Annotated in this window: 17 protein-coding genes and 1 pseudogene; 13 read left to right on the forward strand and 5 right to left on the reverse strand. The window is 32.8% G+C overall.

All coding sequences use genetic code 11. The features are described 5' to 3' along the window. The first annotated feature begins 432 nt into the window (after positions 1-432). The gene (locus B2R82_RS00450; protein ID WP_286922994.1) at positions 433-606 is read left to right on the forward strand and encodes a hypothetical protein; all 174 of its coding nucleotides are present in this window, start codon (positions 433-435) and stop codon (positions 604-606) included. Between the two features lie 124 nt (positions 607-730). On the opposite strand, the gene B2R82_RS00455 is transcribed toward B2R82_RS00450, so the two are convergent. Next, positions 731-1,441, reverse strand: a complete 711-nt coding sequence (locus B2R82_RS00455; RefSeq protein WP_286922995.1) for a hypothetical protein — start codon at positions 1,439-1,441, stop codon at positions 731-733. 225 nt (positions 1,442-1,666) lie between these two features. On the opposite strand from B2R82_RS00455, the gene B2R82_RS00460 reads away from it, so the two are divergent. Beyond that, on the forward strand, positions 1,667-2,131 hold the full coding sequence (locus tag B2R82_RS00460; protein WP_286922996.1) for an aminoacyl-tRNA deacylase: 465 nt from the start codon (positions 1,667-1,669) through the stop codon (positions 2,129-2,131). Here B2R82_RS00460 and B2R82_RS00465 read toward each other — a convergent pair. Continuing rightward, positions 2,101-2,406, reverse strand: a complete 306-nt coding sequence (locus B2R82_RS00465; RefSeq protein ID WP_286922997.1) for a hypothetical protein — start codon at positions 2,404-2,406, stop codon at positions 2,101-2,103. The two genes, B2R82_RS00460 and B2R82_RS00465, sit on opposite strands and share 31 nt — an antisense overlap. 288 nt (positions 2,407-2,694) lie before the next feature. Between B2R82_RS00465 and B2R82_RS00470 the strand changes: the two genes are divergently transcribed. Together B2R82_RS00470 and B2R82_RS00475 are read left to right on the forward strand one after the other, a co-directional pair. Next, complete coding sequence (locus tag B2R82_RS00470) at positions 2,695-2,898, forward strand: translation initiation factor 2 (RefSeq protein ID WP_286922998.1); 204 nt, start codon at positions 2,695-2,697, stop codon at positions 2,896-2,898. A gap of 436 nt (positions 2,899-3,334) precedes the next feature. Further along, a complete protein-coding gene (locus B2R82_RS00475; protein ID WP_286922999.1) occupies positions 3,335-3,778 on the forward strand; it encodes a carboxymuconolactone decarboxylase family protein in 444 nt (147 codons plus the stop codon). Positions 3,779-4,040: 262 nt separating this feature from the next. On the opposite strand, the gene B2R82_RS00480 is transcribed toward B2R82_RS00475, so the two are convergent. After that, positions 4,041-4,292 carry a hypothetical protein gene (locus B2R82_RS00480; protein ID WP_286923000.1) on the reverse strand — a complete coding sequence of 84 codons (252 nt, stop codon included), beginning with the start codon at positions 4,290-4,292 and terminating at the stop codon, positions 4,041-4,043. Between the two features lie 400 nt (positions 4,293-4,692). Here B2R82_RS00480 and B2R82_RS00485 point away from each other — a divergent pair, with 400 nt between their 5' ends. The 8 genes and pseudogenes from B2R82_RS00485 to B2R82_RS00515 all read left to right on the forward strand — a co-directional run bounded on the left by B2R82_RS00485 (position 4,693) and on the right by B2R82_RS00515 (position 10,496). Next, complete coding sequence (locus B2R82_RS00485) at positions 4,693-5,082, forward strand: spore coat protein (RefSeq protein WP_286923001.1); 390 nt, start codon at positions 4,693-4,695, stop codon at positions 5,080-5,082. A gap of 158 nt (positions 5,083-5,240) precedes the next feature. Next, positions 5,241-5,579 (forward strand): ATPase, encoded by a 339-nt coding sequence (locus B2R82_RS00490; RefSeq protein WP_286923002.1) that lies wholly within the window; start codon positions 5,241-5,243, stop codon positions 5,577-5,579. 1,201 nt (positions 5,580-6,780) lie between these two features. Then, positions 6,781-6,917, forward strand: a pseudogene (locus B2R82_RS00495) (DUF6262 family protein); the annotation flags it as partial. A 368-nt stretch (positions 6,918-7,285) separates the two neighbouring features. After that, positions 7,286-7,987, forward strand: coding sequence for a hypothetical protein (locus B2R82_RS00500; protein WP_286923003.1), 702 nt, complete (start codon positions 7,286-7,288; stop codon positions 7,985-7,987). Positions 7,988-7,990: 3 nt separating this feature from the next. After that, on the forward strand, positions 7,991-8,440 hold the full coding sequence (locus B2R82_RS00505; protein WP_286923004.1) for a hypothetical protein: 450 nt from the start codon (positions 7,991-7,993) through the stop codon (positions 8,438-8,440). Between the two features lie 243 nt (positions 8,441-8,683). Next, entirely contained in the window at positions 8,684-8,905 is a 222-nt protein-coding gene (locus B2R82_RS00510) for a hypothetical protein (protein WP_286923005.1), read from the forward strand. 518 nt (positions 8,906-9,423) lie between these two features. Beyond that, positions 9,424-9,600 carry a tyrosine-type recombinase/integrase gene (locus B2R82_RS24075; RefSeq protein WP_376781240.1) on the forward strand — a complete coding sequence of 59 codons (177 nt, stop codon included), beginning with the start codon at positions 9,424-9,426 and terminating at the stop codon, positions 9,598-9,600. 245 nt (positions 9,601-9,845) lie between these two features. After that, positions 9,846-10,496, forward strand: a complete 651-nt coding sequence (locus B2R82_RS00515) for a FusB/FusC family EF-G-binding protein (RefSeq protein WP_286923006.1) — start codon at positions 9,846-9,848, stop codon at positions 10,494-10,496. A 49-nt stretch (positions 10,497-10,545) separates the two neighbouring features. Here the strand turns inward: B2R82_RS00515 and B2R82_RS00520 are convergent, their stop codons facing one another. Both B2R82_RS00520 and B2R82_RS00525 read right to left on the reverse strand, forming a co-directional pair. Next, complete coding sequence (locus tag B2R82_RS00520) at positions 10,546-11,820, reverse strand: oligosaccharide repeat unit polymerase (protein WP_286923007.1); 1,275 nt, start codon at positions 11,818-11,820, stop codon at positions 10,546-10,548. Positions 11,821-12,196: 376 nt separating this feature from the next. Next, complete coding sequence (locus B2R82_RS00525) at positions 12,197-13,063, reverse strand: excalibur calcium-binding domain-containing protein (RefSeq protein WP_286923008.1); 867 nt, start codon at positions 13,061-13,063, stop codon at positions 12,197-12,199. 715 nt (positions 13,064-13,778) lie between these two features. On the opposite strand from B2R82_RS00525, the gene B2R82_RS00530 reads away from it, so the two are divergent. Beyond that, complete coding sequence (locus B2R82_RS00530; RefSeq protein ID WP_286923009.1) at positions 13,779-14,567, forward strand: hypothetical protein; 789 nt, start codon at positions 13,779-13,781, stop codon at positions 14,565-14,567. Positions 14,568-14,630 lie beyond the last annotated feature (63 nt).

Consider the following 14,630-nt stretch of genomic DNA (forward strand, 5'->3'; position numbering starts at 1 on the left):
ATGATTTATGAAATTGATTCAAGTAGTGTAAATAATGGAAAATAAAAAAATTGTGGTAAGGATTCTTTTATAACCGGACAAGTTGGTGGTAATAATAGTCACGGTAATTTAAGACCTATAGGATCAATGATGGCATTTGAGTCACCATTCCTTATGACACTGCGAAGAGGAATCCAAATAATATTTATATGTTAAAAATACCTAATGAGGTGAAATAATAGAATTTGTCAGGAAATATATTTATATTTTCCAGTTTTTATCTCTGTTTTTTATTTTTTTGATTCGGGATTATCAAATATGGTAATTGGGATTTGCTTAGTAACTTCTTCTTTTCTTTATGGGCTGTCATTATTTTTGCTTTCTTAGATTGGGTATTGGATAGCAAAAAATATGAAAAGAAATAACAAAATATTGAGTAATAGGAGGTATAAAATGCTTAGTAATTTACGTTTCTATACGCAAATTGTTTCAACAATTTTAGCTATCGTCTTTGTTTTCATGAATTTTTTAGGGTATTGGACAGCAGACAGATTCGTTCAAATCATATTTTTCTTTGGTATGATATTTGCTGTTTTCAGTGTAGGTATTGAAACGGAAAAAAACTAAAAAACAGAAGCTGATTGGAATATGCTAATCGGCTGTTTTACTGCACAGTATCTTCATATTTTACAGTACCCACCTTCTTTGTTTATTTGTTCTTTCCTCAAAAGTTTCAGTTAGTAAAAACATTTTAAGGTAAATTATATCGAATAGTAGCTGATACACCGTTTGCAAAAGAACCACCAGATGTTTTTATTTCTACCGACAGAAGAGTACAACTATTTACTGAGAAATTTGACGTTGTAGTTGCACAACAATTTGGTGAAGTAGATGTACTTGGTCCAGTAATAGTTACAAGAATACCCGTAGCTATTGGAGCAGTAAAACCACAATTGGTACTTAAATATATTTGTGCAGAGGCGATATCTCCAACAGTTAAATTATGATCTCTAATATTAAGAGTTAAACTTGTTATAACTGCATTTTGAGGGACTACAAATGTATTTTTGATGAAAGAAGCTGAGGAACTCCCGATTCCAAGAAAATCATTGTTTGCAACTGATTGATCTGTGCTTAGGAAAACTTCCATTTGTCCTGGACCAGTGGAGCCGGTTACTCCTGCTATTCCTTGCAGACCTGTTGCCCCTGTTGCCCCTGTTGCTCCCGTTATTCCTTGGAGACCTGTTGCTCCTGTTGCTCCTGCTATTCCTTGCAGACCTGTTGGACCTGTTGGACCTGTTGCTCCAATTTTACCCTCTATTATTTGTAAGCCAGGTGAAACTATCTTTTCTACTAGCTCTTGGAGATCTGTCGAACCAGTTACTCCTGTTATTCCTTGATAGTCTATCTCCCCAGTTACACCTGTTTCTCCGTTTAACCCTCTTTGAAAACTAAATCTCATTAGATCACCTCCCCTTTTTTTATAATATTGTTATTAGAAATAATGAAATAGACATAGCACTAGTGATTTGACTGAAAATATAAATTTACCTTTATTGCTAATAAACGATTTGCTTGCTGAACATTTTCTTTCTAACATGCTCCTCATATTGTTCTATAATGTTTTTAAGATTTACTTTATTGTGCTAATATTTACATAAATAAAAGTATTAGGAGGCGACCCTTTATGAATTCGCATGAAAACAAAGTAAAGGAATTTTTAAGCACCAATAATGTAAAAGCCGAACACTTCGTATTTAATCAATCTTGCCACTCCGTAAAAGAAGCCGCTGAAGCAGTTAATGGCTCGGAAGACGATTTTGTAAAAAACATTTGCATGATTGACTCAAATAATGATTTAATAGTGGCCATTGTAAAAGGAAACAATAGAGCTAGTACAACCCGTGTTGCAAAATCATTAAATATAGAAAAGCCTAGACTTGCTAATGGAAATGAAATTATTGAACGCACAGGTTTCCCACCAGGTGGAGTTCCTTCTTTTGGTTTTCAAGCCAATTTTTTAGTTGATCCAAAAGTGACAAATATGGATTACATATATACTGGTGGTGGTTCCGAAAACTCATTAGTTAAAATTAATGTTCAGGATTTATTAAAAATCAATCAAGGTACTATTGCTAAAGTAAGTAAATAGTAACTCTTAACAACCGTAAAAAATGACGGTTGTTTTTGCATTTTAAGCTGCACATTTTCTTTCATTTCCGAACAATGTATGAATCCAACAAAGTTTTCGATTACCTGTTCTTCAAAATGTTCAGTATGGATTGCAAAATAGTCTTCTCCCGTGAAAAACCCTTTTTCAATTACTTCTTTAACTGTACCTTTAGATTTCACCTTCTTCACTCTAAAGTACTGCTGTGTAATCTGATGGCTCAATTTCATCAGTAGTAGATTCATCTCTTTGCTCAACGAAAGTGTCTTATCCTACAAGCTCTGTATAAAAAGTCAACGCATCTTCCCAAGAATTATGAAGTACATGGTTATAATTATTCATAGCGTATATGCTGTGCTATCTCCGTTTAATTGCAATAGAATTAATCACTTCTTGCCTCGCTTTAATAAGTTTTTTCATTTCATTTTTTAAAGTGAAACATATGATACAATAATGGACTTATACAAAAGGAGGGATGGAAAATAAATAACAGTAAAAGTAATTCAAGTCAATCAAATGATTCTCTTGAGATTTATGCTGCCAAGTTGGCCTATGTCGGCTTAGTTATTACTACACTAGGAAATGGAATTCAAACAATAGCTGCTGGTCTAGCGTTAGAAGCGTTAAGAAAATCCAATACCTCAAATTCTCAAAATGATATGGAACAATCCATGAAGAAAGATAATATGCAAAAACAAATCAATTATCTTATTTACGAATTAAAACAAGTAAAAAAAATTATCAACTAAATATCTCTAATATTCGTAACACCTTACCTAACATATAAGAAATAATTACACATGGTCTAAATATCATTAATGACGCTTTAATATTAACTAGATAGAATTAATTTCGTCTTGGCGTAATTGCGACTGGAGGCTTTATCTTCATTCAGTTTGGACACCCACTGAAAAGAAACCAAAACCGCATTCATCCCACCATCTGTAGAGGTGGGAGTCTTCTGTATCTGCCGCAATGCTTTCGATACAAAATACATTTGCTGAATGTAGATAAATATGTAAAAAATACACTCTATAAAATAGACCGTTTGACCTTTTCCAAATAAACTCATCTGTTCTTTCTTAAATTCCATTTAAATCGAATTTCACAAAGCTAAAAATCAGTACAAACGTTCGTAATAGTGTTATAATAAACTTATCTTATATACAAAAGGAGTCTTGCCGTATGAGCCAAAGAGTTGCTTACTATGATGTTGCACCTGATGGTATGAAAATTATGATGGATATGGAAAAATACACAAAGAAGTCTACAATTAATCGAGTAACTAGGGAACTTATCAAAATAAGGGTCTCCCAAATCAATGGATGCGCGTTCTGCTTAGACTTGCATACATCCGATGCTCGTAAGATGGGTGAAACAGAACAGCGTATTTATTGTTTAACTGCTTGGAATGAATGTACTTTTTATACACCTGAAGAGAAAGTTGCTCTAGAATTATCTGAGCATATAACTTTAATTCCTACTAAAAGAGTTCCAGATGAACTATATAAGCGTGTATGTGAATACTATGACGAGAAACAGTATATTGACCTTGTTCTAATCATTAATCAGATCAACAATTGGAATAGAATTTCTATTGCAATGGGGAATACAGTAACTGAAAAATAATAACGCTTAAACGAATATCTCACGGTGTTCGTTTTTTCCCTCCTTCGTTTCAAATTTCTTTCGACTAATCCTCATAGCCTCCACGCTTTTTTATCATCATGTGGTTTCAAACCAAATTTGTTCTTTTTTACAAAGTTGATTTTGATCTACAAAGTAATACTTACCTTCTGTTCTAGCCAAATAAACCGGCTTTTTTACGGCACAATGTCTTTCAAATATTCGCTTATCGCCCTCAGAAATTTTGGGAGTAAAAGCCTTTGTTTTACTTTCTTTTATTTTTTCTAAATTTTTCGTTACCACGTTTAAAATTACCCGTAATTTTAGCTAATACTAACTGTATTGCTGTTATATTATCTTCAACTTCTTTGATCCTTGTGATAAGACGCTCGGCTTCCCTATCCTTTACAATTTTAATTTGTTTCCCTTTGTAATGTATAACAACAGTTCCTTTTTTCGTTATTTCATAATCAAACGGTTCTTTGCTTAATCTGTTTCGTTTATCTATTTTGCTCACTACACCATCCCCTTAATTCTTTTAGTTTCAAATATTCCCCTTATATTGTTCATTAGTTTTCTGTAGCGTGCTACGATGCTACGGCTTTTTTATTAATTTATTTCACAGGCAATTCACTATACATATATAGCTATCATGACATATTAATAGTAATGTAAAGCTAATTTAGCCTTACACCTCCGAATCTTGTTACTGAGGGTCACTTCTATCCCAAGTGACCCTTTTATAGTTTCTTTACTCAAAAGTACCCTATAGGATTGACTTTGGTCTAGAAACACAATGGCTAATTATAAGTATTGAAAAAATAATATTTATATATCTTCACTCTACCTTCCTAATTGTCCAAACATCTGTATTCGATATGAATAAAATATTAAATAGAATAGGAGGTGAATATAAAATGGCATCATTTGAAATTGGAGCGAGAAGTCTTTTCAACTTTCGAAACGAACGCTTTTTCCTATTAGTTGAAGATGAAATTACAATTCCAGATAAAGGTGTGGAGATTGATCCAGTGAATATCTATGAGATTGACCAACAAACTTTCAATTTTATCAGAGATGAAGGAGATACGCCTATAGTTGTACCACGTTTTAACCTTCCTCCTGTACCACCTGGATTTAAATTAGAACGAAAATGTATTTTCACAGTCGATAATTCATACTTTGTCATCTATGATTTAGAAAATGGCACTGATAACAATGTTTTATTAAGAATCAGTGCAGCTTTATTTAACTCATTAAGAAATTCTGGTGTTCGCGAATGTGTTCCTCAAGATTTCATTAATTAATAAAAAATCCAACCTTCAGTAAAATTATTATCATCATATTTACAGTAATGTTCAAAGATACTTGATTAATAAGACTAGTGAAAGTAAAAGAGTAATGCATATTATGAGAATGTAATCTGCAGATTATTAATCTTTATTTTTGAGGAGGTGAAAATTACATGCCATTAACTACTGGTCCAATTGAAAATACAGGAAATCTACCAGCTAATGCCACTAGCGTTCGTATCAAAGTTCTCAATCTCACTGGAGGTTTACTAACAGGAGTAGTAAGGGTTTTCAGACTCAACGGCTCAAGACAATTATTATCAACAACTCCTTTTGCTGCTAATGCTAATGCTTCTACTTTTGTAACTCCAAGTGTAAGTGCAGCTCAGTATGAAGTTGAAATTGTTCCTAATCAAACAGGCGGATTATACAGCGTTTACGGTCGAACAGCTTCAGGTGTAATCATCAATGCCCAACGATTTGTGAACTCAGAATTAACTCCGATTCTTTAATTTTATATACAGATTTTCAAATCGCAGAAGCCTTATACTCAGTTATAAGGCTTTTCGTATTTTAACAATTCCCTTCCTGTACAATATCTTTCAATTAAATAGCGCTTCAGATAACTTATTTCTTTTGCATAGCTATGAATTTCTTGCTGGATTTTATTACAGTCCCCTACCTCCGCTGTTTAAGCCTCCATAGCCATATTTGCCATTGCAAGGGATACCCGTACGAATAAAATAAGCATATTCACAAACGAATGCCCCTAATGAACATTCATGTGAAATCGGCCATTTTGATTTGAGTAACTTGGATACGCATATATTGGCTTATGTGTAATCATCCACAAAATAGACTCTTCCGTTTTTCACTTTCATGTAAGCAGTATTAGGAATTCCGTTCATTGACTCCTTCCTGTAAAAGAAATTGAAATATATAAATTTACACAGCCTTAGACATACCTTCGCTTCTGATGCATTATTAATGGAGTAAATTTTAAAACAATACAAAAGCAATTAGGTCATGCTCATGTTAAAATATCTATAGGTACTTATGGTCACTTAACTGATAAAGATAAAGCCAAGGATTTTTGAAGATATTTAATAAATTAATGTAGCTTGGTTGCTTCTTTGTCGCTCGTTTAATTTAACCTACCTCAAAAACCTCATATATACTAACGTTTCTATTAAAGGTATCAAAATGAAAGCATTCTATTGTAATGCTCATTAGTAGTTGTTTGAGGTTTTTCGAAATTTTTCTAGGTTAATTATTCCTTGCGGCAAGACATTTTATTTAGTTTTTTACTTATTAAAGGTTGTTTAATTCTGTTTAAAATTATTAAGTTGGTCGCTTATTTTTTAAGACCACTTTATTTAGCAATTGTCTTAAACATAATTTGAGATGTGTTTTTTATATTATTTAAGTGATGATTCACTATAGACTTAATTCAGAAAGAATAAATAAAATAACATTCCTAAAAGTGGGACTGTCCGATAAGTTGTTGACTTATTGAACAGCCCCTCTTTCTTTAATTTAAAAGCAATAATTTAAACTATAGTATGTATCTTTAGCAATTGGATGTTAACACAAAAAGACCAGGTACTAATTTAAAATGAGTCCTGGTCAATTATTTGAATGGTCTTTATCAAAAACTAAACTCTTTAAACGATACAATTCGTAACCTTCTGGAATTAGTTTTTTCTAGATATTAAAGTACCTACATCCAAACAAGTAAAGCGTGAAATGAATGAAAGGAGAAAGATGCCCTTATTTCATCACTTAAAAGGAAAAACAAGAAATTGGAAAATGAAATCAAGCAATTAAGAGAACAACTGAAAGTAGCTTAAGCTAATGTTTACAAAAAGTTATAATCAATACAAGAACGTTGTTTTCCTTCTTCAACAATCGGGCCATATTGTTGGTGCGACACGTTCTTAGCTGAGATGTGGTTAACACAATCTCGGTAAAGGCTAGGCAATTTATATTGAAGGATATTATTAAGGAGTCGAATGATGAGGTAACTGAAGTTGACGTCCCCAGGAAGCTCTGCTCTGCGCGAAAGCGAAGCGTCAGCGGCAAAGCACACTGGTAGATCGGAAATAAACCCCTAATCATGGTTAATAACCCTTTTTTTACAATTTGTGGTTTAAATATATGGTTTTTAATGTTAATATATAAATGTAGTAAATAAATATATAATATAGGAGTGGTAAAAATGAAGAGTAAAATACGTTTAATTACAGTAACCACTTTATGTACAACAATGTTATCGGTTCCATTATTTTCACCAGTCTCTGCTCAAGTAAGTAACTCAAAAGAAGTGTTTGAACTAAGTCAAGATCAATTAAATGCACCTATTAATCTTCTAGAAGATAATCCTATACCGGGTGTTATTATTAAAGATATCACTAGAGAAGAGTATGTAAAGAACGTTGCAGAAAATGAAAATATTACTTACGATGAGGCAGATCAGTTAGTTTCGACAAGGACTGCTCAAGGATTGCAGTCTATAAATAATAAAAGAGGTACTCTGGCACAAGACGATGGCATTAGTTGGAGACAAGCTTCATGGACACAAGCATATTCTAAAAACTCTAATTATAAAGCTACTTTAGTGGCATCTTTTGAAATTTTCTCTAGTGGTTCGTTCAGACAAATTAATAGTGCTACTTGTGGTTCTTCTCTTGCTGCTGGAGAATACTCGCCGACATGGCAACAAAGTAATTCTTGGAAAACTACAGTTTATCCTGTTTCTAAAGCCACAGTTGGAGTAACTGGTAATTTTTATACAGTTTATAACAACTCAGCTGGTATTAGTGGTGGACTTCCTGGCTTTAATGTAAGTGTTACAACTAGTACTAGTATTACTTATGTTTCAGATCCTATGACGATCCAACGAGAATATTCGCTTTACTAATTTATGAAAAAAATATTTATCATAGTCCTATTTTGCTTTATATTATCAGGATGCATCCCTAAATTTGATCAGACTGAATCTGGCATTATGGATGATATTACATTTGAATTAATTTCAAAAAACATTAATCCAACCACTAGGATAGAATATATAATTAAACTAACTAATAACAGTGATTACACAATTGTCCAAAATAGTGTGTTATTTGGCTTTATCAATGATCCTGAAGAGCAGGGAGAAACAACTAATCCGTTTAGAGTGCTTGCGGCAGGCAATCAACTAAATATTAAGCCCGGCGAAAGTGTGGAGCTGTCGGTCTCCTTTCCACCTACTTTCTATAAAAAATTTACAGAATCCGAAGTAAGGATAGCGAATATTTATATTGTTGGCTATGTTAATCATTTAAAAGAGGAAAATCGTTTTGAATTTACTACGAGTTTAGCATTACAATAGCTTATGTATATAAAAAACATACTAACATTAGTAGTACAAACCAAGGCATGGTTTGTGCTACTATTTTTTTATAGTAGAAGTGAAGTAAAGCCGACCAGCCTCTGGGACCATTTGTGAGTCCGTATATAAAACTGGCGAACTTCACGCCCTTATATGAATCAGTTTAGTAAGTTGGGGCCAAAGAAATTGTGTATAAGAAAGTGGAATCGATAAGGTATTGTGAAGGCTTCTATAATCTGTAATATGGCGAAGGTTAAAATAAAACATGTGATTGCGTTAGATTTAAGTAAAGGGAAAAGTATCATTGCAATTTATGACGGCTATCGTCAATGGGAATTTGAAGCGACAGGCGTCTATTCAAAACCAGTCGAAACGTTTTTTAAAGATTACGGTATGCATACTGCGGCATGGATTTCCTGTACCAGGTGCACACACAATTCGTTACACATGCAAATATATGAATGAATGAGAGAACAATATGTATCCTAAAAAATAAATTCCCCCACGCTCGCCATCTCGTAATTTTTTCCTGGTGCCGGAAACAACCGTTTCGGCGCCTTACTATCAAGCCATGCCCTACCTCTGAAAAATTGAATAATTTACCAATGACGGTTTGGGGACTTTTTATATTTCTACTACCACTACAATAAGGTTAATTTCCAATAAGCATGAAACTTATTTCTTTACGGGGTCCCGTCAGATTTATGCGGATTTACAACGTTAAGCGAAATAAAGTTCCCAAATGAAAGTTTGGAAACACACTTTAAAGCCACAAAATGAAGTTTAGTTATTCCATTAAAGGGCACGATTACTGAGCAAGAAGTAAAAGTTTGTATACACATTAGAACAAACGTTCATGTTTTATCAAGTGTGATTTGTGGAAATAAAAAAAGACCAGGCTCACAAATTATTGTGATTGCCTGGTCATTAACAATTATTTTTCTGGAATTTCGATAATCTCAAGTAGGTCAAAATTTGTTAAATTGAATAAGTTGAAATATATAAATTTACACGACCTTAGACACACCTTCGCTTCTGATGCAATTGTTAACGGAGTAAATTTTAAAACAATACAAAAGCAATTAAGTCATGCTCATGTTAATATATCTATAGGTACCTATGGTCAGTTAACTGATGAAGATAAAGCCAAGGATTTTTGAAGATATTTAACAAATTAACGTAGATTGGTCGTTCCTTTGTCGCTTGTTTAATTTAACCTACCTCAAAACCTCATATATACCAACGTTTCTATTAAAGGAGGTATCAAAATGAAAGCATTCTATTGTAATGCATGCTCTAGACCATCCCTATTACAGGTCAAAGAGGTCTAAATAAAATACATGATTTGAATGATCTCTTTAGGCCATCATTTTATCAAAAGCCTAATACACAGGAGTGATTTCATATGAATAATCAAACTTTACAGCCGTTTTTAACGGTCGCTAACTACCATTTACTTGAACAACAAATGAATAAATTATTGCAAGCACTAGCTACAACAAAAGATAAAAATGTTATCCTTGCCGTACGTGGCATTGTCGATAGCGAAATTACGACAAAATTATCGCTAACTGAGGTACAAACACGGCTAATAGAAAAGGTCTTTTCTGTGACGGACCGTGCACAGGGCGAAGAGTTTTTAGCACAATTAATGCCCTATGTTATTCCCTTTAAAGCTGTTACAGCAAGCACACTGAAAAACCTATTTAAAAAAGAGAAGAAATTAAAGCTACCAAAGCTTGAAGAGATGGATTTTCAGCACATTAGTTATTTAGCTTGGGATGACCCTGGTACACATCGAAAATACATCGTAATCGAGCAAGGGGGACAACTAAAAGCAATCAAAGGCACATTCTCCAACACAACCATTCGAGGTATCTGTGCCCTTTGCAATCGGCATTCTGATGTAGGGCTATTGACAACCACTGTCAAAGGAAATATCGTCGGGACGTTTACCAATCATAGTAATTATATTTGCGCAGATAGCCAAGCTTGTAATCAGCATGTAACAGATATAGAAAAGACACAGGCATTTTTTGAGCGCATTACTCAATAAATATTGAAACGTAAAAAGACTATCGCCAGTTGGGATAGTCTTTTTGCTTTTAATAACGGACAGTCTGTTTATCCATTTTGATAACGGACGATGCGATGATAACAAAGCCTAGCATCAAAACTAAGATTAAATCAAGTAATCCTGTATGCATCGAAACTGTGAAGAGCGTAATGATAAACGCATAAGCAACTGAGTGGAAACTACGAATCCCCTCTTGCTTTACCTTATTATAAATAAGTGAGATTAAGGCACCGTAAAGGAAGAAACCAATCGCTACTAATAAATAACCACCATCTAAAAACAATTGACCAATAAAGGTCGGCGTAGTCGTGCGGTTTTCACGAGTGATAACTTTTCCCTTCTCTACACTAATCGAATTGACAACCTCTGATACCTTCATACGAGGTGAAATTTGCTCGCCGGGTAATACTGTACTAAAAATTCCTTTATGGATTTGACCGTGTAAATAGCCTTCCTGTTGTGTATATTCAATAATTGTACTTAGCACAATATGACTTGTTACACTTTCTGCATTAATGGCACGTATCCATTTTGGGGTTAAGTTCACCTTTTGTTCAGCCGTTAATAGCTTTTCCCTTGCTTCTTCCTCCAACAACGCTATATCTGGCTGATCTCGATTATTGAATGCTAATGATTGGTCCTCCATTATTACCCGTAAAAAACTAAACATGGAGAATGCAAAACCAACAACGAACAACGTTGTTAAAAACCATGTTAGCTTCACGCGTTTCACTACGTAGTGGAAAATAATAATGCCCGTAAACAACATAATAATCAATGGTGTTCGGTAAGCCATTAATAAAAACAAGAACATAACAGCCGCAAAAATAGCACCATATATACAAGCCTTTTTCCAGTTCATATGCTTTTCTAATATCATTTTGTACGACAATAGCAATAAAACGCCAAACCATAGTAACTGACTAAAGAAGTTCAGCTTTGGATTTAAATTCCGTCGATTAGACTCATCTGAAATCCCAAATCCACCTTCAAAAGTCATTAATATATAAGCACCTAAACCAAGAATAGTAAGAAACACAATAAAATGAATCACATATTTGCTTAAAAATGACAGACCAAATGAAGGAATCGTCCATTGGAGTTTGTCAATAACGTAAACACCTATGTAATAGCAAATCACCGCTAAAATAACGGGTGGCCAAATCGATACAGTTATATTAAATTGTTCAAACTTATGCCAATCAAACATACTTGTGAAAAAATAGAGTACTAAAATAAAGGGTAAAAAGAAATACGGTGAAAATGTATCGATTTTATTTAATTTTCTAAAAAATTGTTTCATGCTTTTCACATCCGAGGATGCATTCCCTCCTAAAATCAAACTAATTAATACTATATATGTAAAACAAAAATAGTAAAGCTACCCTACTATTTTTGTATATTAAAACCATTATTTTAAAATTCACACAGTATAGTCTGAGAAAAAGCCATTCACGGCCTAGCGTGAATGGCTTTTCATATTGTTATGACAACCATTTTGGAGGAGTATTTTTTTCCCTGAGTTCAAACCACTTCGTAATGGTTGCTTTCCTATAAGTAGACTACAACAATATCAAGCATTCATATTATATCATAATTTCTAATTTTAGTATTATTGTATATTCACGTATGCCATTTTGGGGTACTTCTGGGGTACCGAACTATACAACAACATTTAACTATCTTTCACAAGCCCATCCATCTTTATCACGATCATGCTTCGAATCATAAGCTGGATGACCAACACCTACACCGTTTGGATAATCTTTTCGTAATTCTGTACAGTTTTTATAATATGATTTACCACTGTTACTACTACTTGAAGAATTAGAGTTTGATGAACTGCTTGGTTTATTATTTGTCGTTGCTTTCGGATTTTTTGTACTTAAATAAGAATCTACTACATAGCCTTCATAAGATAAAGTCGAAATATATGACCAACCAGCGATTGTAGAATGAACAGATACTGCTTCATTTTTACTAAGTTCTCCTACATTAGCTCCTGATGGACTTGCTATATTTCTCACAACAAGGTTTGATACTACGTATTTAGTTGTTGGCTTTGAAGTACTCATAAAGTTAGTCGCTGCATAACCAATTACATTACCATACTGTACAAATGACCAGCCATCTCCAACAGAGCCAAAGTCTTTTACAACCATTTTATTTTGCAATGTTGCAACTGTTTTTGCTTTTAATGAAGGCATTTCTTTAACAACTAGTCCACTTTTTGAACTTGCTATTTTAATAGTATACTTTGCATCTTCAAGGACAGAATCGGAAATAAACCCATCTATGATTTTCGATTCGCTATTTAGATAAGTAATACGTGAAAAGGCATTTTGTTCTTTGCTGATTAATGTAACAAAAGTTCCTTTTTCTACAGTTCCTAACACCTTAGAATTAGTATCTGATTTTTCATATACAGTTGAAGAAGAATTGACGATTTTAACTTCTTTAAAACTATTTGCATTAGCTATATCAAATTTGAATGAAAATGCTAATAACAGTGTCATCATTAATATTACGATTGTTTTTAATTTCATGTCTTAATCTCCTTGAATAGTGTCTATTTCTCACAAGACCAACCATCCCAGTCACGTTCAATTTACTTGTCATTAGGGATCATTGGTACACCTCTTAATTTGTAACTCATTGTTTCCCTTAGTTTTTTGTTAAAGCAAATGCAATTACTAGAATAAGGGTCAAATATGTTAGTAATATTGTACCTCCTTCAAAATCATTATACATAATTAGCATTTAATTGGTATAAATGTATCAATTTTCTCAAAATAAAAAAGGTATTTTTATAGAGAAAATAATGGAGAAAACTCAAGAAGTACACTAAAAAAACTATTCAATAACAAATAAATAGCCCAGTCTCTATATTAATTGAGAGCCTGGGCATTTGTGTATAGTTGAGGAATGGTGCATCTTAACCCTTTGTGCAGAAGGGAAAAGTTGCACCTGAATTATTATATCAATTTAAGTATTCGGTAAATATCCAACAAATGGTTTAAAAAGAAATATAATCACATAGCATTGGATAATATACATTTTTAACTAATATTATCCAATTAATTAAAAATTTTTAATTACACTAACCTGTTCCCATTACTATTATTTACTAACTTGAAAATACAAAAGATTAACCACCCATCATGGAATGTCTTTTCTCTGTAGTAGTCAAATAGAAAATAATTATCCGCTTTTTATATAATTCATAAAGTGGTAGAATTTAGAACAAAAGGAGGATTATTAATGAAAAAACTATCATTATCATTGGTTACTAGTAGTATTCTTTTATTAATGTTATTAACACCTGTACATACTGAAACTGTACACGCTAAAGAAGTCGAAAACAAGGTGAATTCGAGCACATACATGGTTGGTTTAAAGAAGCAACATACAAATGGCAGAGCTAAAGAAGATAAAACTGAAATTAGTTCAGCTAGTCAGTTAAAAAACTATTTAGAAAAAAATTATTCAGAATTAAAAACTGACATTGTTAAAGTAAATTTTAATTATATTGTGACTGAAAACGATGATTTAAATAGACCATATGATTTTTTTATTGATTTCAATATGTCTCTTACACCTTATAACATGTCTTTCGAAGCTGCGATGACTGAACATTTAAATTCTATTAAGCATAAAGATACAGCCAAAGAGGATGTTACTAAAGCTAAAAAGCAACTTAATGATTATATTGAAACTATGGCTAAAGATGTAATAGGAAAACTACCAAATAAAAAGATATTGGGGCAAGACTATAATAGCTGGTATCGTTATCCAAATTTAAAAATGGATCTGAGAATAGAAACAAAAATGAGTTGGACGAATTATGAACCAATTAGTACTAAACACGTTTGGTTTGACAAGCCCGAAGATTATGCTAAAAATATTGGAGTTAACATGGATCCTGCTTATAATGAATTAGAAAGAAATAAATATCGTCGAGAATATGCTCTATTAAAGTATAATGATTTCAAAATTACTGATTTTGGTTGGAGAAAATATTTAGATGATTTTAAATCATTTGATTACTAATTAGCTAAAGGTACTGGACACTCTCTGTGAACTTTACCCTTCACTGATGATGATTAAGTCGAC

This window comes from Lysinibacillus sp. UBA6686, assembly GCF_002455205.1.
GTDB lineage: Bacteria > Bacillota > Bacilli > Bacillales_A > Planococcaceae > Lysinibacillus > Lysinibacillus pakistanensis.